At 36.0% G+C, this 19,055-nt stretch carries 18 protein-coding genes; 11 read left to right on the plus strand and 7 right to left on the minus strand.

Going from position 1 to position 19,055, the window contains the following annotated elements:
• Nucleotides 1-12 precede the first annotated feature (12 nt).
• From VIG73_RS01480 to VIG73_RS01495, 4 genes are all read left to right on the plus strand, one after another.
• Nucleotides 13-633, plus strand: coding sequence for a uridine kinase (locus tag VIG73_RS01480; RefSeq protein WP_331638665.1), 621 nt, complete (start codon nucleotides 13-15; stop codon nucleotides 631-633).
• 323 nt (nucleotides 634-956) lie between these two features.
• The gene (locus VIG73_RS01485) at nucleotides 957-2,828 is read left to right on the plus strand and encodes an anaerobic ribonucleoside triphosphate reductase (RefSeq protein ID WP_331638667.1); all 1,872 of its coding nucleotides are present in this window, start codon (nucleotides 957-959) and stop codon (nucleotides 2,826-2,828) included.
• A complete protein-coding gene (gene nrdG, locus VIG73_RS01490; RefSeq protein ID WP_331638669.1) occupies nucleotides 2,825-3,274 on the plus strand; it encodes an anaerobic ribonucleoside-triphosphate reductase activating protein in 450 nt (149 codons plus the stop codon). Before VIG73_RS01485 ends, nrdG begins: the two co-directional genes overlap by 4 nt.
• A gap of 116 nt (nucleotides 3,275-3,390) precedes the next feature.
• Entirely contained in the window at nucleotides 3,391-4,014 is a 624-nt protein-coding gene (locus VIG73_RS01495; RefSeq protein ID WP_331638671.1) for a DUF3298 and DUF4163 domain-containing protein, read from the plus strand.
• 1 nt (nucleotide 4,015) lies between these two features.
• On the opposite strand, the gene VIG73_RS01500 is transcribed toward VIG73_RS01495, so the two are convergent.
• Nucleotides 4,016-4,408 carry a ribonuclease HI family protein gene (locus VIG73_RS01500; protein WP_331638673.1) on the minus strand — a complete coding sequence of 131 codons (393 nt, stop codon included), beginning with the start codon at nucleotides 4,406-4,408 and terminating at the stop codon, nucleotides 4,016-4,018.
• 331 nt (nucleotides 4,409-4,739) lie between these two features.
• On the opposite strand from VIG73_RS01500, the gene VIG73_RS01505 reads away from it, so the two are divergent.
• The 4 genes from VIG73_RS01505 to VIG73_RS01520 all read left to right on the plus strand — a co-directional run bounded on the left by VIG73_RS01505 (nucleotide 4,740) and on the right by VIG73_RS01520 (nucleotide 7,848).
• Nucleotides 4,740-5,753 carry an ABC transporter substrate-binding protein gene (locus VIG73_RS01505; protein ID WP_331638675.1) on the plus strand — a complete coding sequence of 338 codons (1,014 nt, stop codon included), beginning with the start codon at nucleotides 4,740-4,742 and terminating at the stop codon, nucleotides 5,751-5,753.
• A gap of 78 nt (nucleotides 5,754-5,831) precedes the next feature.
• Nucleotides 5,832-6,830 carry an ABC transporter permease gene (locus VIG73_RS01510; protein ID WP_331638677.1) on the plus strand — a complete coding sequence of 333 codons (999 nt, stop codon included), beginning with the start codon at nucleotides 5,832-5,834 and terminating at the stop codon, nucleotides 6,828-6,830.
• Nucleotides 6,823-7,617 carry an ABC transporter ATP-binding protein gene (locus VIG73_RS01515; protein WP_331638679.1) on the plus strand — a complete coding sequence of 265 codons (795 nt, stop codon included), beginning with the start codon at nucleotides 6,823-6,825 and terminating at the stop codon, nucleotides 7,615-7,617. Before VIG73_RS01510 ends, VIG73_RS01515 begins: the two co-directional genes overlap by 8 nt.
• A 75-nt stretch (nucleotides 7,618-7,692) precedes the next feature.
• Nucleotides 7,693-7,848 carry a hypothetical protein gene (locus VIG73_RS01520; protein ID WP_331638681.1) on the plus strand — a complete coding sequence of 52 codons (156 nt, stop codon included), beginning with the start codon at nucleotides 7,693-7,695 and terminating at the stop codon, nucleotides 7,846-7,848.
• 113 nt (nucleotides 7,849-7,961) lie between these two features.
• Here the strand turns inward: VIG73_RS01520 and VIG73_RS01525 are convergent, their stop codons facing one another.
• From VIG73_RS01525 to VIG73_RS01540, 4 genes are read right to left on the minus strand one after another with little or no spacing between them, the layout of a single operon-like run.
• Nucleotides 7,962-9,035, minus strand: coding sequence for an ABC transporter substrate-binding protein (locus tag VIG73_RS01525; RefSeq protein ID WP_331638683.1), 1,074 nt, complete (start codon nucleotides 9,033-9,035; stop codon nucleotides 7,962-7,964).
• On the minus strand, nucleotides 9,032-9,835 hold the full coding sequence (locus VIG73_RS01530; RefSeq protein WP_331638685.1) for an ABC transporter permease: 804 nt from the start codon (nucleotides 9,833-9,835) through the stop codon (nucleotides 9,032-9,034). Before VIG73_RS01530 ends, VIG73_RS01525 begins: the two co-directional genes overlap by 4 nt.
• A gap of 1 nt (nucleotide 9,836) precedes the next feature.
• Complete coding sequence (locus VIG73_RS01535; protein WP_331638687.1) at nucleotides 9,837-10,640, minus strand: ABC transporter permease; 804 nt, start codon at nucleotides 10,638-10,640, stop codon at nucleotides 9,837-9,839.
• Nucleotides 10,633-11,736, minus strand: coding sequence for an ABC transporter ATP-binding protein (locus VIG73_RS01540; RefSeq protein ID WP_331638689.1), 1,104 nt, complete (start codon nucleotides 11,734-11,736; stop codon nucleotides 10,633-10,635). The genes VIG73_RS01535 and VIG73_RS01540 overlap by 8 nt, the downstream gene beginning before the upstream one ends.
• Nucleotides 11,737-12,013: 277 nt before the next feature.
• Between VIG73_RS01540 and VIG73_RS01545 the strand changes: the two genes are divergently transcribed.
• The 3 genes from VIG73_RS01545 (at nucleotide 12,014) to VIG73_RS01555 (ending at nucleotide 16,102) form a co-directional block, all read left to right on the plus strand.
• Nucleotides 12,014-13,375, plus strand: coding sequence for an alkaline phosphatase (locus tag VIG73_RS01545; RefSeq protein ID WP_331638691.1), 1,362 nt, complete (start codon nucleotides 12,014-12,016; stop codon nucleotides 13,373-13,375).
• A 222-nt stretch (nucleotides 13,376-13,597) separates the two neighbouring features.
• Complete coding sequence (locus tag VIG73_RS01550; protein WP_331638693.1) at nucleotides 13,598-14,809, plus strand: MFS transporter; 1,212 nt, start codon at nucleotides 13,598-13,600, stop codon at nucleotides 14,807-14,809.
• Nucleotides 14,810-14,872: 63 nt separating this feature from the next.
• Complete coding sequence (locus VIG73_RS01555; RefSeq protein WP_331638695.1) at nucleotides 14,873-16,102, plus strand: DUF819 domain-containing protein; 1,230 nt, start codon at nucleotides 14,873-14,875, stop codon at nucleotides 16,100-16,102.
• A 63-nt stretch (nucleotides 16,103-16,165) separates the two neighbouring features.
• Here VIG73_RS01555 and VIG73_RS01560 read toward each other — a convergent pair whose 3' ends face one another.
• Nucleotides 16,166-17,218, minus strand: coding sequence for a 2,3-butanediol dehydrogenase (locus VIG73_RS01560; protein ID WP_331638697.1), 1,053 nt, complete (start codon nucleotides 17,216-17,218; stop codon nucleotides 16,166-16,168).
• A gap of 140 nt (nucleotides 17,219-17,358) precedes the next feature.
• Nucleotides 17,359-18,684: a YjiH family protein gene (locus tag VIG73_RS01565; RefSeq protein WP_331638922.1), complete on the minus strand. Its 1,326-nt coding sequence runs from the start codon at nucleotides 18,682-18,684 to the stop codon at nucleotides 17,359-17,361.
• Nucleotides 18,685-19,055 lie beyond the last annotated feature (371 nt).

A 19,055-nucleotide genomic window follows, 5' to 3' on the forward strand; every position in this document is an offset into this window, starting at 1 on the left:
GGTTGTGTTGATATGGAAAATATAATCAGAAATATTCAACAACGACAGGCCAATAAAACGTTTATCATCGGAATCGATGGCCTTGGTGGAGCTGGTAAAACGACTTATGCCCAAAAGCTAGAAGATGCTCTGAAGTTAGCAGACATGAAAGTCGCTTTGCTTCATATGGATGATTTTATCCATAAAAGATCCGTTCGATATAATAAAAACAAAGCAGAATGGGATTGTTATTACAACATTCAATGGCGATATGATTATGTCTTAGAAAATATATTCATCCCCATTCACAAAGGAAAAGAAATACATCATATGATTGAATCTTATGATAAAACTCAAGACGTTTATCATCAACGACGACTCGATATAGATGCAGATACCATTCTAATGATAGAGGGTGTTTTCATCCAACGACCTTTGTTAAGAAATTATTTTGATTATGTTATTTATTTAGATGTTCCGAAAGATAAAAGATTGTCTCGCGTGCTTAATAGAGATACATATATAGGAAACCGAGATATGATTTTGAAAAAATATATAAATCGTTATTTTCCTGCAGAGGATAAATATGTGACTGAAATTCACCCGATTGAACAAGCTGATTATCTTGTCAAATATAATGAGGAAATTGAATGATTTACATCTAATAAACCGAAATGATAGTTTTTTTATATCTTTTTAATGTGCAATAGATTTTGTTAAAAAAGTCACGGAATTTGAGTTGGTATTTATCGTATATAAAAGATATCTTATCCTCGAAAATCTCAAGTGAAAACATGCCAGATAAAGCGGTTATACCATTCGAAAATTTAAAAAATATTTCCCTAAGACTTTCAAAAATCATTCACATTAAACAGTCTCTCTCTATGTTATGATTATTTACGACACCATATGTAGTGTATAATTATTAAATGAATACTATATATGGCAAAAAAGCGTGAGGCATAGGGGGAAATGAAATGGTTTTGCTTAAAGAAGAACATGATGTGGAAGCACGCTTAATGGACACTTTCTCACAAATTGTAGAGGTGAAAAATCGTAATCTACTACAAGAAAATGCGAATGTTGATGGGCAGTCGCCGATGGGGCAAATGGGAAAATTTGCTTCAGAAAGTGGGAAGTTTTATGGAATGGAAAAACTACTCCAACCAAGTGTGAAGCGTGCGATTGAGGAAAATTATCTTCATCCGCATGATTTCGATTTTTATCCAACAGGAACGACAACTTGTTGTCAAATTCCGTTAGGGGAACTACTTAAAAATGGATTTAATACAGGTCATGGGCATATGCGAGAACCGTCTTCGATTACAAGTGCGCTTGCATTAGCGTCTATCATTTTTCAGGCGAATCAAAATATGCAACATGGTGGTCAGAGTTTTCCAATGTTTGATTTTGATTTGGCTCCGTATGTACGTAAAACATATGAAAAGCATTTAATAAAGTTAAAGTCATATCCAACATCGTGGGTAGAGGAAGAAGTTAAAGAACACGCCTGGATTGAAACAGAGCGTGATGTCTATCAAGCATGTGAAGCATTTATTCATAATAGTAATAGCATGCATTCTAGAGGTGGAGGACAAGTTCCGTTTGTGTCAATTAACTACGGAACGGATACGTCTAAGGAAGGTCGGCTTCTCGTTAAAAATCTGTTATTAGCAACACAAGCAGGGTTAGGTAAAGGGGAAACACCGATTTTTCCGATTCAAATTTTTAAGATGAAAAAAGGAATCAACTTTCATGAAGGTGATCCGAATTATGATTTATATCAATTAGCACTCGAAACGACTGCTAAGCGATTATTTCCAAATTTCAGCTTTATTGATTCTACCTTTAATGCTCAGTACTATGATGGGACACCGGAATCAGAAGTATCATATATGGGATGCCGTACACGTGTTATGTCTAATATTCATGGTGATGAAAATAGTATTCGTCGTGGTAATTTATCGTTTACATCCATTAATCTCGTCAAAATTGCCTTATCGACGAAAACAGTTGAAAAATTTATGGAGAAGCTACATAACTATATTGATATTGCTATTCTCCAGTTACTCGAACGATTCCGTTTTCAGGCAAGAAAGAAAGCCAAGCATTTCTCCTTTCTATATAGACAACATGTTTGGAAAGATAGTGAAAAACTTCAAGATGAGGATACACTTGAAGAAGTGTTAAAACATGGGACATTAAGTATAGGTTTTATCGGTTTGGCAGAAGCGCTTGTAGCTTTAACGGGTAAACACCATGGTGAAAGTGAAGCTGCATATGAACTAGGATATCGTATTGTAAAACAACTGCGTGAACGGATGGACGAGGCAACTCAGCAATATCAATTAAATTTCACACTTATTGCAACACCTGCTGAAGGATTGTCAGGCAAGTTTACGAAGCGTGATCAGCAAGACTTCGGAAAAATTCCGGGTGTGACAGAGCGAGATTATTATACGAATTCTTTCCATGTTCCTGTATACTACCCAATCAAAGCAATTGATAAGATTAGAAAAGAAGGTCCATTTCATGAATTATGTAATGCCGGCCATATTTCATATATCGAAGTGGATGGAGATGTTTCGAAAAACATTCCAGCATTGGACAAGCTCGTGAAAGCGATGGCTACAAGTAATATGGGATACGGTTCAATTAATCATCCCGTTGACCGTTGTAAAGTTTGTGGTCATTCAGGCATAATTGACAATGCATGTCCTGATTGTGAAAATGATGATGAACAATTGATTGAACGAATTAGACGGATTACCGGATATTTAGTTGGTGATATGACGAAATGGAATGAAGCGAAATATCAGGAAGAAGCGGAAAGGGTCAAGCACCAATGAAGGTCATGAACATTATCCATGACTCAGTTGTTGATGGCGAAGGCTTACGGACAGTTATCTTTTTCGCAGGTTGTCCACATCAATGTCTCGGATGCCATAACCCATCAAGTTGGAAGATGACGAATGGAAAAAACATGTCAGTCGATGATATCTTGCAAGAAGTGGCAGATAATCCATTAACAGATGTGACCTTTTCTGGTGGAGAGCCGATGATTCAAGCGAAAGAACTCGTAAAGCTTGCCAAAGAAATTAAGAAGCTTGATAAAAATATCTGGATCTACAGTGGTTTTACGTATGAGAAAATTATAGCTTCGAATGACCCATATAAAAAAGAATTATTGCAAATTTGTGATGTGCTTGTCGATGGTAAATTTGTTATTGAACAGAGAGATTTATCATTAACCTTTAGAGGAAGTCGCAATCAAAGAATTATTGCTTTAAATTAAGAAATGTATCATATCCCTGTCCAGTCGGCGTACTGTGGCAGGGAATTTTTTATGTTATAACATTTTTATGGGCATTGAATAAAGTATTATTAACAAAGTTTACGAGGAGGAGCCGTATGTTTCAGCCCATTTTACCTGTATCACTTCAGACATTTGTCATAAAGAGCTCTGGAGAGCAGATTTATTATCCGCAAATCATTCATTTGCAAAATATAACCGCTCAGCAAACAATGAATCAAAAGATTTATCAACAAGTACAAAATTTACGAAGAGAGCAGTATGAAAGTCAGCAGGCAGGTCTTTTTCAAGAGATGTTAGGACAGTATGAAGTAAAAACAAATGAACGTAACGTCCTTAGCCTATCATTAACTAATTATGCATATGCACCATATCATGCTCATGGCTTAACATTAATGAAATCGTTAACGTTTGATGTGAAAACGGGAAAAAGCTACCAACTTCATGAACTGTTTAAGCCAAATAGTCATTATCAAGACGTACTTAAAAAAATCGTTGAAAGACAAATAAAAGAACGAAATCTCGATACATTTGATGAGCCCATTACAATTTCATCGAAACAAGATTTTTATCTTGCTGATAAAGCGCTTGTTATCTATTTTCAACTTTATGAAATCACACCATATTATGTCGGCTTTCCGATGTTTCCAATATCTATCTACGAGATTCAAGACATCATTCGTGAAGATGGACCACTTGGGAAAATGTTAGAAAACGGATAGTTTAGTGTTGCTGTTGAATCGCTTGTTTCGCTAATTGATCAGCCTTTTGGTTGGTGCGATTTGGAATCCATTTAATAAAAACATATGGAAACGACTTTCCTTCTTGCCTTATTTTTTCTAATAACGGCTGGAAGGCTTTATTATTTGTATAATCTTTTTCTATCGTATCAACGACTATTTTAGAATCTGAACGAAAGGAGAGAATGTCTCCGGGAAATTTATCTTTACAAATTTCCAATGCTTTAATGACCGCGTAGAATTCGGCTTCATGGTTTGTACAAACTCCAAGTGGAATGGCGAATGTGTAAACGAGCCCATATGCTTTTATGTAAATACCAGCGCCACTGATACCGGGATTTCCACTTGATGCACCATCTGTGTAAATTTCAATCAATTGTCATACTCCTTTTTCATGGTCATCTTTATTATATCGAATAAATACAGACCATAAAATAAAATATTTCTAAAAAGCTTTTTTTAAAAAAAATTACATAATGGGAAAATTAACCACTTTTTAAAAACATAGACGTAACAATACTTGTAAACGGATACAAATAGGTTCTAATGAAATGTTATACAACAGGATATAAATTAAATTATTTTATGATAGCGTTTTCAGTTTAAAACTGTATCTTGACTAACAAAACGCCTGTGGTATAATAGTCGCTAATTATTTAGAAAAATGTTAATAATATCACAAGGAATTAGAGGAGTGGAGTAGAGAGATGAGGAAGAGAATAATTATTTTATGTATGCTGCTTATGAGTTTAATCATGTTAGGTGCTTGTGGAAATTCAGAAGATAAGGCTGGAGGTAGCTCTAATGGTGGATCAAGCAAAAAAGGAAAAACATTTAAAATCGGTGCGACACAAATCGTTGAGCATCCCTCATTAGATCAGGCGTATAAGGGATTTCAAGAGGCCTTAAAAGATGCAGGATTAGATGTCGAATTTGATTTGCAAAGTGCTCAAGGAGAACAAAACAATGTAAAGCCAATTGCTGATAACTTCGTAGCAGATAGTGTTGACCTAATTTTTGCTAATTCAACTGCAAGTACATTAGGAGCATTGCAAGCAACAGATCAGATTCCAATTGTATTTACGTCTGTTTCCGATCCAGTTGGAGCAGGAATTGTCGAAGCGATGGATCAACCAGGAGATAATATAACTGGAGTTGTCGACTTACATCCTGAAGCAATAAAGGAAACAGTTCAGTTTATCGATAAATATTTTAATGGGGCGAATGTAGGACTTATATATAATGCAGGAGAACAAAATTCAGTATCTCAGATTGATACGGTGAAAGAAGCAGCTGAAGGAACGAGCTTAACGCTAACTGAGCGAACAGTAGCCAATACGTCTGAAGTACAACAAGCGACAATGACTATTGCAAGTGAAGTGGACGTTCTTTATATCGTGACAGATAATATGGTTGTCTCAGCACTCGATAGTGTTGTTGGCGTTGCAGAGGATCAGAAAATTCCATTAATCGTTGGGGAACCTGATTCATTAGAAAAGGGTGGATTCGCTACATTTGGCATTGACTATATTAAGATTGGTTACCGTACGGGCGAAATGGCGGTTGAAATCTTAAAGGGAGAAAAAGACCCGAGCGATATCCCGGTAGAATATCCTGAAGAGATAAAATTAATTATTAATAAAGAAGCGGCTGAAAAACAAGGTGTCAAGTGGCATGATGAGTGGGATGAATTGGCTGAATTTCTAGAAACAAATGAATAACAGTTCATGTAGACATCAATCACAGGAGCTATTCGTTCCTGTGATTTCTTTAAAACGAGTTGGAGAGGAGAGATTCATTTGTTTTTATCAATGTTCGGTGCAGTAGAATCTGGCATTATATATGCGATTATGGCTTTAGGTGTTTATTTAACATTTCGTATTTTAGACTTTCCTGACTTAACTGTAGATGGGAGTTTTGTAACGGGTGCAGCTGTTGCAGCTATTTCGATTATTCATGGTGTACCACCGATTGTTGCGAGCTTATTAGCATTAGTGGCTGGTTTTCTTGCAGGCTGTATAACAGGACTTCTTCATACAAAAGGAAAAGTCAACCCTTTATTATCAGGAATATTAATGATGACAGCGCTATATTCCATTAACTTACGTATTCTTGACAAACCGACTGTATCATTTTTAAATGAGACGACATTTTTTAAGCAAGTTCAGTCTGTATGGGAAAAAACAGGAATTGATTCATTAATAAACGGGTTGTTGAGTTCAGTTGGTTTGACACAGGTTCCAAAAACATGGGCGATCATCGGTGTGATGCTTATTATAACGACAATTGTGAAACTCTTAACTGATTTTTTCTTAAAAACAGAAGTTGGACTTGCTTTACGTGCAACAGGTGATAACAAAAAAATGATCCGCAGCTTTTCTGCTAATACCGACTCACTTATTATTTTAGGAGTTGGTATATCGAATGCCCTTGTTGCCTTTGCAGGTGGTCTTATTGCACAGCACGGTGGGTTTGCTGATGTTGGAATGGGCATTGGGATGATTATTATTGGTTTAGCCTCTGTCATTATCGGTGAAGCTATTTTTGGTACGAAAACAATTGCCCGAGCGACATTGGCAGTTATTGGCGGGGCGATTATTTACCGCATGGTTGTCACTTTGGCATTACGAGTCGATTTCTTAGAAACAGGCGATATGAAATTAATCACAGCGGTCCTCGTTATTGCGTCATTAGTTTTACCCAATGTGTTAAAGTCTCGAAAAGAAAGGAAACGGCGCTCAGAAAAACGCTTGCAAATAGAGCTTCGTCGTAAGGAAGAAGGTGTTACGGATGCTTAAATTACAGCATTTATCTGTTACATTCAATGAGAACACACCAAACGAAAAGAAAGCATTAAAAGATATTAATCTCTCCTTAAAAAAGGGTGATTTTGTCACAGTTATTGGGAGTAATGGAGCAGGAAAATCGACATTAATGAATATGGTCTCTGGAAGCTTATTTCCTGATGTTGGTGAAGTTTTTATAAATGGAAAACAGGTTGTTCACTTACCGGAATATAAACGTGCACGTATGATTGGACGCGTTTTCCAAGATCCAATGGCGGGAACGGCTCCAACTATGACAATCGAAGAAAACTTAGCGATCGCAATTTCCCGCTGTAAAAAACGGCGCCTTACATTCGGTGTAACTAAAAAACGTCGAGAGCTTTTCAAGGCATATTTAAGCAAATTGAATGTCGGGTTAGAAAATCGATTAACGACAAAGGTCGGTTTTCTATCTGGTGGTGAACGTCAAGCTTTATCTTTATTAATGGCAACATTTACTGAGCCGGATATTTTACTATTAGATGAACATACAGCTGCTCTTGACCCATCACGTGCAGAACTAATCACTCAGCTAACAAAAGAATTGATAGAAACATACGAACTAACAACACTTATGGTGACACATAATATGCAACAAGCAATCGATTTAGGTAACCGACTCATCATGATGGATAAGGGAGAAATTATTCTTGATATATCTGGTGACAAGAAGAAAGCTGTAACGATTGAGGACTTATTGGATGAATTTAAACGCTTGCGGGTTGAAGAGTTTGAGAGTGATCGGGCATTGCTTGTGTAAAAGTTTGTCTATATATGACTTAGTGAAATGTATCTAATAGTAGTATATTAGTATCATTAATAGAGGAGAGATAAAATGATTAAGCCAGAACGTTTACTCCCAGGAGATAAGATAGGAATTATAACACCATCTACTCCAGCTCCAGTTATGTTTAAAGAACGTTACGAGCGGGGAATTTCCGTACTAGAAGATTTGATATGGAGTAATTTCGGTAACGCTACAGCTAAATAGCACATGTTTAAAACGAGTAATCTCTCTTTAGGCTTTTGATGTGATACAAGCATAACAGGTAAAAAAAAGAGCATCCAGTTGTCAAGGCGACTTACTGGATGCTCTTATTATTTTTACTTCCGGTACATTTTAAATTCCAAAAACAAATCGTTATATATAGATAAGTTCTTTTTACCGAGATTTTCATATACTTCAAGTTTATCGGTTAGCTCAGGTGATGGATAGAAGCGTTCATCTTGAACCATTTCTGGGTCCATATATTTGAGTGCTTCTTTATTCGGTGTAGAATAGGCGACATATTCGGTGTTTTGGGCGGCGATTTTTGGATCAAGCAAAAAGTTGATAAACTGATGAGCTGCTTCTACATTTTTGGCTGTTTTTGGGATGACGATATTATCAAACCAAAGATTTGACCCTTCTTCTGGAATGACATAATCAATATCCTCATTTTCCCACATAATATCAGCAGCATCGCCGGACCATAGAACAGCGACAGCCGCTTCATTATTTTGCATGAGTAGTTTATTTTCATCACCGACGATCGCTTTAATATTCGGTGTTAGTTTTTGTAATTTATTATAGGCTTCTGCTAAGTGTTTTGGATCTGTATCATTTAAGGAATATCCGAGACTGTTTAACCCCATACCGATAATTTCCCTTGCACCATCAATCAAAATAATTTCATTTTTTAAATCAGGATCCCATAAATCATGCCAACTTTTGAACTCTTTATTAGGCAGTAATGTTGGATTATAAGTGATACCGACCGTTCCCCAAAAATAAGGAACAGAGTATTTATTGTCAGGATCAAATGGTAAATCCATAAAACGATCATCAATATATTGTAAATTCGGTAATTTATTATGATTTAAGGGGATAAGTAAATCTTCCTGTCGCATCTTATCAATCATATATTCAGAAGGGACTGCTATATCATATGATGTACCGCCTTGTTCAATCTTTGTCATCATGGCCTCATTCGAATCAAATGTTTCGTAAACGATTTTTATGCCGGTTTCTTTTTCAAATTGTTTAACGAGATCCATATCGATATAGTCGCCCCAATTAAAAATTGTTAACGTATTTCCAGATGAATAACCTTCCGATTGATTTAAACTAGAAATCGCATATAAAATGATCCCTGATACGAGAGCACTTACTAGAAAAAATCGGATTAATTTCTTCATTTTCTAACCCCCATCGTTTTAACGTGACTGCGTTGTTGAAGGAAGTAATATATGACAATAAGGATCATTGTAAATAAGAATAATACGGTTGACAAAGCATTAATATTTAATGAAATACCACGTCGTGCTAAAGAATAAATTTCTACAGATAATGTAGAAAAACCATTTCCTGTAACAAAGAAAGTCACAGCAAAATCATCTAGTGAATAAGTGAGTGCCATAAAGAATCCAGCGAAAATACCAGGTGTAATATATGGAAAGATAACTCTAGTAAGCACTTGCCACTCAGTTGCTCCAAGGTCTTTCGCCGCGTCAATTAACGATGGTTGCATCTCGTTTAATTTTGGTAGAACAAGTAGGACAACAATCGGTATACTAAAGGCAATATGGGATAATAAAACAGACATAAAACCTAAATGGATGCCCGCGATTGTGAACAAAATTAAAAAAGATGCGCCCATAATAACGTCTGGGCTGACGATTAAAATATTATTTAAAGATAGAACTGTATTTTTTGTTTGTCTCTTTTTAAATGAATAAATGGCTAATGCGCCAAACACACCAACAATAGTGGCGATTAAAGCAGAGATTAAAGCAATCGCAAACGTGTTCAAAACAATGATGAGTAGCCTTTTATCATCAAGTAGGGAACGATACCATTCTAAAGTAAAACCTTTGAAATGACTCATTGTGCCCCCACTGTTAAATGAATAAAAAATCAAGAAAAATATTGGTGCATATAAAATAATAAAAATAGCAATTAAATAAATTTTTGCAAAAGGTGTTGTGCGCCGTTCCATATTAAACACCACGCTTTCTTGTCCCAGTTAAAATCATAATGATAAACATGAAAATAATTAAAAATACAGCAATCGTTGCTCCCATTCCCCAATCCTGTGTCACGAGGAAATGTTGCTCAATAGCTGTGCCTAGTGTAATGACACGATTTCCCGCGATGAGCCTTGTTAACATAAATAAAGATAGGGCAGGAATAAAGACAATTTGGCAGCCTGTTTTTACCCCATCGATTGTTAATGGAAAAATAACACGCTTGAATGTTGTCCACTTTGACGCACCTAAATCGGTTGCTGCATCCATTAAGCTTGATGGTAATTCATTTAATGCATTAAAAATAGGTAAAATCATAAAAGGGATGAAAATATAAACCGATACAAAGATAAAACTGAAATCAGTAAATAAAATTTGTTTTGTACCAATACCTAGCCATTCAAGGAATTGATTAGGTGGACCATATTTTCCAAAGATCCCAATAAACGCATATGCTTTCAGTAATAAATTGACCCAAGATGGGACGATGATTAGTAAGAGCCAAAGCTGTTTATGTTTTGTGCGTGTTAAACATAAAGCCGTTGGATATGCAATAATAAGTGAAAAAAACGTAATTAGAAATGCATACCAAAAAGAACTTAAAGTCATTTTTAAATAAACAGGTGTAAAGAATTTTTTATAATTAGCAAAAGAAAAATATCCTTCGATATCAAAAAATGAATAATAAGCGACTAGAATAATTGGTGTCACTACAAATAGAATGATCCATAAAGCGTAAGGTATCATAAATAGGTTTCGCATTTTTCTATTATTCATTTGTCTGATCCTCCGAATATGATTGGAGTCTTAAGTCAAATTCTTCTTCTGTCTCACCGAGTCGCATGACATGAATGGACTCAGGTGTAAAGAATAAACCAATTTCTTCACCAACGAACGCCTTTTTTGTCGTATGAATAAGCCATTCATTCCCAGTTTTATCTTGGCATACAATTTCATAATGAACACCACGGAATAAGACAGACTGGACATGCCCATGTATCTTTCCTTTTTCTAATGTTGTTATTTCTATATCTTCTGGTCGAATGACAATTTCAACAGATTCATTAGCACGTATACCTTGATCGACACATTCGAATTGTTTGCCGACAAATTCGACTAGAAAATCTTCTATCATTTTCCCTTTAATAATATTAGACTCTCCAATAAAATCTGCTACAAAACGATTAATAGGCTCATCGTAAATATCGAGTGGTGTTCCTCGTTGTTGAATTTTCCCTTCATTTATAACGAATATTTCATCAGACATAGCTAAGGCTTCTTCTTGATCATGCGTGACAAATACAAACGTAATTCCGAGCCGACGCTGAAGTTCTCTTAATTCATATTGCATTTGTGTCCGTAACTTTAAATCTAAGGCGGAGAGTGGTTCGTCAAGTAAAATAACGTCTGGTTCATTAACTATTGCCCGGGCAATAGCGACACGTTGTTTTTGTCCACCAGACATTTGCTTGATGTCCCTATCTTCATATCCCGAAAGATTAACAAAAGATAATGCTTCTTTTACTTTTTCTTCGATGATTTTTTGTTTAAACTTTTTGATACGTAATCCAAACGCGACATTTTCAAACACATTTAAATGAGGAAAAAGTGCATAGTCTTGAAATACGGTGTTCACTTTTCGTTTGTTTGGAGGAATCGTGTTTACTTTTTTACCATCAAAAAATATTTCACCTTTTGTTGCTTCAGTAAATCCAGCAATTAGACGGAGAATGGTCGTTTTTCCGCAGCCTGACGGTCCAAGTAATGTATAAAACTTCCCACGCTCTAATTCAAAACTGACATCATCAAGGACAAGATCATCATGATATGTTTTAGTCACATGTTGAAATTTAATAATGATATTATTTTCCATAAGATACCCCCATGTCATTATAGTTCTATGTTAAAAAGTGTTTTTTTATTTTTATCGGAATAATTATAACTGAAAATGAAAAAAAGGGAATAGTTTTTTTGAAAAAATTAAGTATCATGTTAAGTTTTTTTACGGTCATAGAAAGGAGAGCGTATTTAGTAGTATTGTCATTTGAAGGAATATAAAAGTTTAACACTGAATTTACAGGATATAAATAGTGACTTAATATTCATAATATATATTTGTATTAAATATATTAATAGGAGGTAGGTCATGCATGTCAAAAAGAATAGGTGTTGTTTTACTTAGTTTTTTACTCATTTTCTCTGGCTTATTACTAGGAACTACTGAGGCTAAGCCTGAGTGGGCGGGCAAACAACATCAACAAGAACGGACACAATTAGATAAGAATAATAACGGTAAGGTAAAAAATGTGATTTATATGATACCTGATGGTTTTAATGCCGATTATGCAACAAACTATCGCTGGTATAAAGGTGATGATGCTGTTTGGGATGAACACTTAAAAGGAATGTTTAAAACATACTCCGCGAATTCGCGTGTTACGGATTCAGCTGCAGCCGGTACAGCGATGGCAACAGGTGTTAAAACGAATAACGGTGTAGTAGGTTTAGATAAAGATGGTAATAAAGTGGAAACAATTTTAGAAGCTTCAAAGAAAGAAGGAAAATCTACAGGACTTGTTGCAACATCTACGATTACACATGCAACCCCTGCGGTATTTGCAGCACATGTAGAAAGTAGAAACAATCAAGCTGTTATTGCCAAACAATACATTGCTAATGACGTAGATGTTCTACTTGGTGGCGGAAAGGATTATTTCACCTTAGAATCAGATGGTGGTAAGCAAAAGGATGATCATTTGATTGAACAAGCTAAGGATAAGGGATACACTTTTATTGAAACGCGTCAAGAATTAAAGGCAATAAATAATAAAGACAAAAAGGTGTTAGGCCTGTTTGCAAATGATGCTTTAGCACCTGAGTTACATCGTGACTTAACAGAAGAACCGAGCTTAGCAGAGATGACAACTGCAGCCATTGATGTCCTTAGTCAAAATAAAGACGGTTTCTTCCTTATGGTAGAAGGAAGTCAGATTGATTGGGCGGGTCATGCTCATGATGCTGCGTGGGCTATGTCTGATGTTGAAGCTTTTGAAAAAGCTGTTGAAGTGGCAATAGAATATGCAAAACGTGATGGTAAAACATTGGTTGTTATTGGTGGTGACCATGAAACAGGTGGTATGACAGTAGGGGCAAATGGTGTTTATGATGTGGAACCTGAAATTTTGAAAGAAGTTACTGCGACTGGAAACTTTATGGCACAAGAATTAAATCAACAACGCTCAAATATTCGAGAAGTAATTGAAAAGTATACACCTTTTACCTTGTCAGATGAAGAAGTTCAAGTCATAAAGGACTCTAAAAATCCAGCTAACGAAATAAATGACATACTGAGTGATAAGGTGTTAATAGGTTGGACGAGTGGGGCACATACAGGTGTCGATATTCCAGTTTATGCTTATGGCCCACAATCAGAGCGTTTTGTTGGATTGCTAGAAAATACAGATTTACCTATTATAATGGCCGAAGTAATGAAAATAGAATTAAATAATTAAGTGAATGTGTTCGAATACACACCCTCTCCTCACATTAGGGAGAGGGTTTTTGCTGTCTTTTTATGTTATATGATATGATCTGATGGCTTTTATTAAATAGTGAACAGTAAAACATAAGTTTATAATGATTAAGTTATACTTTTCTGTACTTTTTTCCAAATTAAATGTCCCCATTAAGTAGACTTTATGCTATATTCTTATAGTAGGAAGGAGAGTCACCTTTTGTTTACAAAAGTATCTAAGAAACAATCAACCTTTCGCATATTACTTATTATTGGCATTCTTTTCGCAGCATTTAATTTACGACCTGCTATTACATCGGTTGGGCCCATTATTGGTATGATTCGCGATCATGTCGGTATGGCTAATTGGAGTGTTGGTTTATTAACGACTTTGCCACTCATAGCATTTGCTTTTATGTCGCCTTTAGTACCACGTATTGCTCGCCATTATTCGAATGAACGTGTTCTCTCATGGGGGTTAATGATTTTAGTTATTGGAATAGGGATACGCTCTCTTTCATACATGATTTCATTATTTTTAGGAACTTTGCTCGTTGGGATTGGCATTTCTATTTGTAATGTGTTATTGCCTGGAATTGTTAAAGAAAAATATCCAACCAAAGTTGGGTTAATGACGAGTGTATATTCGACAGCGATGGGATTATTTGCTGCGATAGCATCAGGTTTGAGCGTACCATTAGCCATTGGCCTTGACCTTGGTTGGCAAATGACGCTATTAGTTTGGATTATTCCAGCGATTTTAGGTAGTTTTATTTGGTTTTATTTATCTAAGAAAAATCGTGCGCAAAATAACGTAGATGTCGCTTTTATATCATCAAGTAAGCGCATGTGGCGTTCACCTCTTGCGTGGCAAGTCGCTTGTTATATGGGATTACAGTCTTTTTTGTTTTATGTGACGATTTCGTGGTTACCAGAGATTTTACATGACATAAGTGGCATGAATATGACCACTGCTGGTTGGATGCTATCACTCTTACAATTGTTAGGACTTCCAGCTAGTTTTCTTATACCTGTCATGGCCGGAAGAATGCGTTCACAAAGGAGTATTGTGATTATTTTATCTATTTGTTCAATTGGGGGATTCTTAGGTCTGTTATTTGGAACATCTATGTGGATGACTGTATTAAGTATCGTGTTACTAGGTGTGACTTTAGGTGGCACGTTCGCTCTAGCATTATCCTTTTTAGCGATGCGAGCCAAACATGCGAATGAAGCAGCTGAATTATCAGGCATGGCACAGTCAATTGGCTATTTATTAGCCGCATTAGGACCAGTCTTCATTGGCTTTTTGCATGATGTAAGTGATTCATGGACCGCACCACTATTGATGTTGATTATCATTTCTATTCTTGTTCTTCTATTTGGATTAGGGGCAGCAAGAGATCGTTATGTGTTTGATGATGTTCCATAGCCTATAGAAGGTGAATAAAATAGAGAGTTAATCCATATTTTCTTCAAACAAAGGAGGAGAGTCATGTATTTATATTCACTTATTCAACCAGATGATACGTTAACATTGTGGGGAATTATTGTCGTTTTAGCATCGGTTAGTATCTTGCTAGAACAGCGTTATACTTGGGCATCAAAGTTAACAGGGGCTATTATTGCTTTAATCGGTGCAATCATTTTATCGAATACAGGTGTTATTCCAACCGAATCACCAGTTTATGATGCTGTTTGGGGTGTGATTGTGCCATTAGCGATTCCGCTTTTATTATTTCATATCAAATTGGGTAAAATATGGCAAGAGAGTGGCAAGCTCTTGCTTATCTTCTTAATTAGTTCTATTGGGACTGTGGCAGGGACTATGACGAGCTTTTTCCTATTGAAAGACCATATTCCTTACCTTGATAAAATAAGTGCGATGATAAGTGCCTCTTATACTGGTGGAGGTGTGAACTTTGCTGCGATGTCAGCTAAGTTTGAAACGCCTGGTGAATGGGTATCGGCAACTGTTGTAGCTGACAACTTGATGATGGCCATCTATTTTGTTATTTTGATGTTAATCCCGACATTAAGCTTTTTTAGAAAACGCTTTCCAACACCGCATATTCAAGAAGTTGAACGTCAGGCAGATGATAAAAGTGGAAAAACATTGGCGGAAAGCTTTTGGAAACGTAAAGATATATCGTTAAAGGATATGGCTCTTTCAGTTGGAACTGCTTTTTTATTAGTGATTATATCGTTTAAGTTTGCTGGGGCATTAGGAGAAGTTATCCCTTCAGGGGAGAATGTATCTTTTCTATTGAATCTATTAAACGGATTATTAGGAGACAATTATTTAGTGCTAACAACACTAACGATTATTGCACTAGCGTTATTTCCTTCTTATTTCGAAAAACTTAACGGTAGTCAGGAAATCGGAACATATTTAATTTATTTATTCTTCGTCGTCATTGGAATTCCGGCATCCATTCCTCTTATTTTGAAGAATGCGCCGTTATTACTGTTATTCGTCTTTATTATTGTTCTCATTAACATGGTTGTTTCCTTTACAGCTGGGCGTTTCTTGAAAGTAAATCTTGAGGATATCATTTTAGCCAGTAATGCAAATATTGGTGGACCAACGACAGCAGCTGCATTAGCGATTGCAAACGGTTGGAAAAACTTAATCGGTCCTATCCTCGTCGTTGGAACGTTAGGTTATATTATTGGAAACTATATCGGTACATTTATAGGTGTTTGGTTTTCAGGATTGATGTAATGAATAAAAACGAGTAATTACTAAATTTAAAAAGGGCGCCTTTATGGAGAGACGCCCTTCAGTTTATTCTGGTTTAACTAATATTTTAATTTGATTTTTCTCTTTAACAAGTGCTTCAAATCCTTCTGAAACGATATCATCAAGCTCAATTTTCTTTGTAACGAGTTTGTCCGCTGAAAAATAGCCTTGATTCATTAATTCCATAACAGCGGGGAAAATATCACGATAAGCGATAATACCTTTTACTGTGCGCTCACTTAAAACGATATTATTTGGCTGAATATTAGCTTCTGTTTCCCAGATTGATACGATGACTGTTTCACCTTCGAATGTTGTTGAGTCAATACATTGTTGTAGGACGACGGGTACTCCCGTAACTTCAAAAGCAACGTCGACACCACCATCAGTTAGTTGTCGTATACGTTCAACAGCGTCGATGTCAGCAGGATTAATCACTTCTTTAGCACCTAGTTCTTTAGCTTTAGCGGCTCGTTCGGGAGATAATTCAACCGCATAGATTTCCGCTGCTCCTGCCGCACGAAGCGCTTCAATAACAAGAAGACCAATTGGCCCTGCACCGAAAACGGCTGCTTTATCGCCGGCTTTAACTTTACTTAAGCGCACGGCATGTAGAGCAACGGCGGCAGGTTCAACTAGTGCACCTTGTTCAAATGACAGGCCTTCAGGCATTTTATGTACCATATGCTCATCGACCATCGTGTATTCAGCAAAACCTCCACCACCGCCCGATAGACCGTGGAATCCAAGGTGTTCACATATATTATATTTTCCTTTTTGACAGGCAGCACATGTTCCACAGCTTAAAATAGGTTCTACGACGACGGGATCTCCGACTTTAACTTTAGTAACCCCTTCGCCTATTTCTGTAACATAGCCCGAAAATTCATGTCCCATAACAATTGGGGCTTTATCTTTACTAACATAATGTGGCTCTTCTACAGGAACAAAGATAGGACCAGCTGCATATTCATGTAAATCACTACCACAAATTCCAGTCCATTCGACTTTTATTTTCACTTTTCCTGGTTCAATCTTAGGTTCCTCTATCGATTCGATACGGATATCTTTTTGAGCGTGCCATCTAGCTGCTTTCATGTAAATCCCTCCACATTTATATTTAATTGTACATATTCATTATATCACGATTAATACGTTTAATAATGCGATAACCTTATGAACTTATGCCAATAAAAAAACAGCTCTGGAATTAAAGAGCTGCTTGCATAATTAAAAATTCAAATCACGAATAGTAAAGTAAATGGAATGATAATAATTAATGTTAAAATAACACGTTGGAACCAGATGATGATAATATTTCTTATGCTAATTGGAATATCAGTTGCTAAAATCGTAGGTATAATAGCCGAGAAAAAAAGAATAGAAGAAACAGACAATACACCGACGATAAATCGTGTTGCTAGAACAGCATCAGTAACTAATAATGAAGGTAAAAAGATTTCTGATATTGAGATAGCTGCTGCTTTTGCTGTTAGTAAAGGCTCAGGTGCTCGTAGGACATAGGTCAGTGGGTAGAAAATATAACCCATATAATCAAATAATGGTGTATAAGTAGCTAAGACGAGCCCGATTAATCCAATAGACATAATGGTTGCTAAAATATTCATTGTCATGATGAGACCATCTTTTAGGTTAGCCCATATATTGATAGGAAGAGAAGGTGTTTGATCAGCTGTTTTCATCGCTTCATTCCAGGCTGTTTTTATACGGTTTCTCTTAATGATTTCTTCAGGTTGACCTTCACCATTCTTATATTCATCACTGATTGTTCGTAATGGACGTAGGCGAACGGTAATAGCTGTGACAATAAATGTAACAATAAATGCTGTCCAAAAGTATAGATTCCACATTGGCATGAGGTTGAGTGTATTTGCGATCACGACCATAAATGTCACCGATACTGTAGAAAATCCTGTTGCAATAATCGTTGCTTCACGGATAGTATACTTTCCTTCATTAAAAATTCGATTTGTAACTAATAAACCAATCGAATAACTACCGACAAACGATGCAACGGCATCAATGGCTGACCGCCCAGGTGTACGGAAAATCGGACGCATGACGGGTTGCATGAATACACCAACAAATTCCAAAAGTCCGTAACTAACGAGAAGTGCAAGAAAAACCGCCCCAATAGGTATTAATAGACTTACCGGTTTAATTAATTTATCAAATAGAAATGGCCCCATACTTGGATCAAATAACCATGCTGGACCGACATTGAAAACAATCATTAGGCCAAAAATAGCCCCGAGTATTTTTAAAAAAGAAAAAATGATGTTGGCAGCAGATTCATTCCAAGTCTGATTAATAATAGGATATATCGCTCCAAGCATGAGGATGACGAGTGCATACATTGTGACCATTTGTGGTGCGAACTGACTAATTCCGGAAACAATATGATCTAAAATAATTGACGACTTTCCGTTCCAATTAATAGGAATAAAAAAGACGATAATCCCAATGAAACTGTAGATAAAAAACTTCAAAATATTTGTCCCCGTTGTGACGATCTTTGGAGCTACTTTTTTTGTTTCTGTTATTCCTTCAGATATTTGCTCACTTGCAGTAAAATGCTGTTGACCTTCGACGCGTGAGTTTGACACAATTTCCACCCCTCAAATAATTGTTCACTGACAGAGTCCCCAAATCTCCTATATCAGTGAATGAAAGTAAGCGCTTTCTATTACTCTTGTTAATTATTATAGAAAATAGAGTAAATTGTTAACAGTGTATGATTTGTTGAAAATGAGTATTATTTTACGTTAGCTTACTAAAAAATTTCCATATAAAAATGAATTAACCAGTTAATGATTCTCGTGTGCAATATATTCAGATTAATCGTAATAAAATCCACGTTTTCTTTAAAAATACGACTTTTCATGAAAAAGTAAACAATCCATAATGGAATTAA

The organism is Cerasibacillus sp., assembly GCF_036516575.1.
Taxonomy (GTDB): domain Bacteria; phylum Bacillota; class Bacilli; order Bacillales; family Amphibacillaceae; genus Cerasibacillus.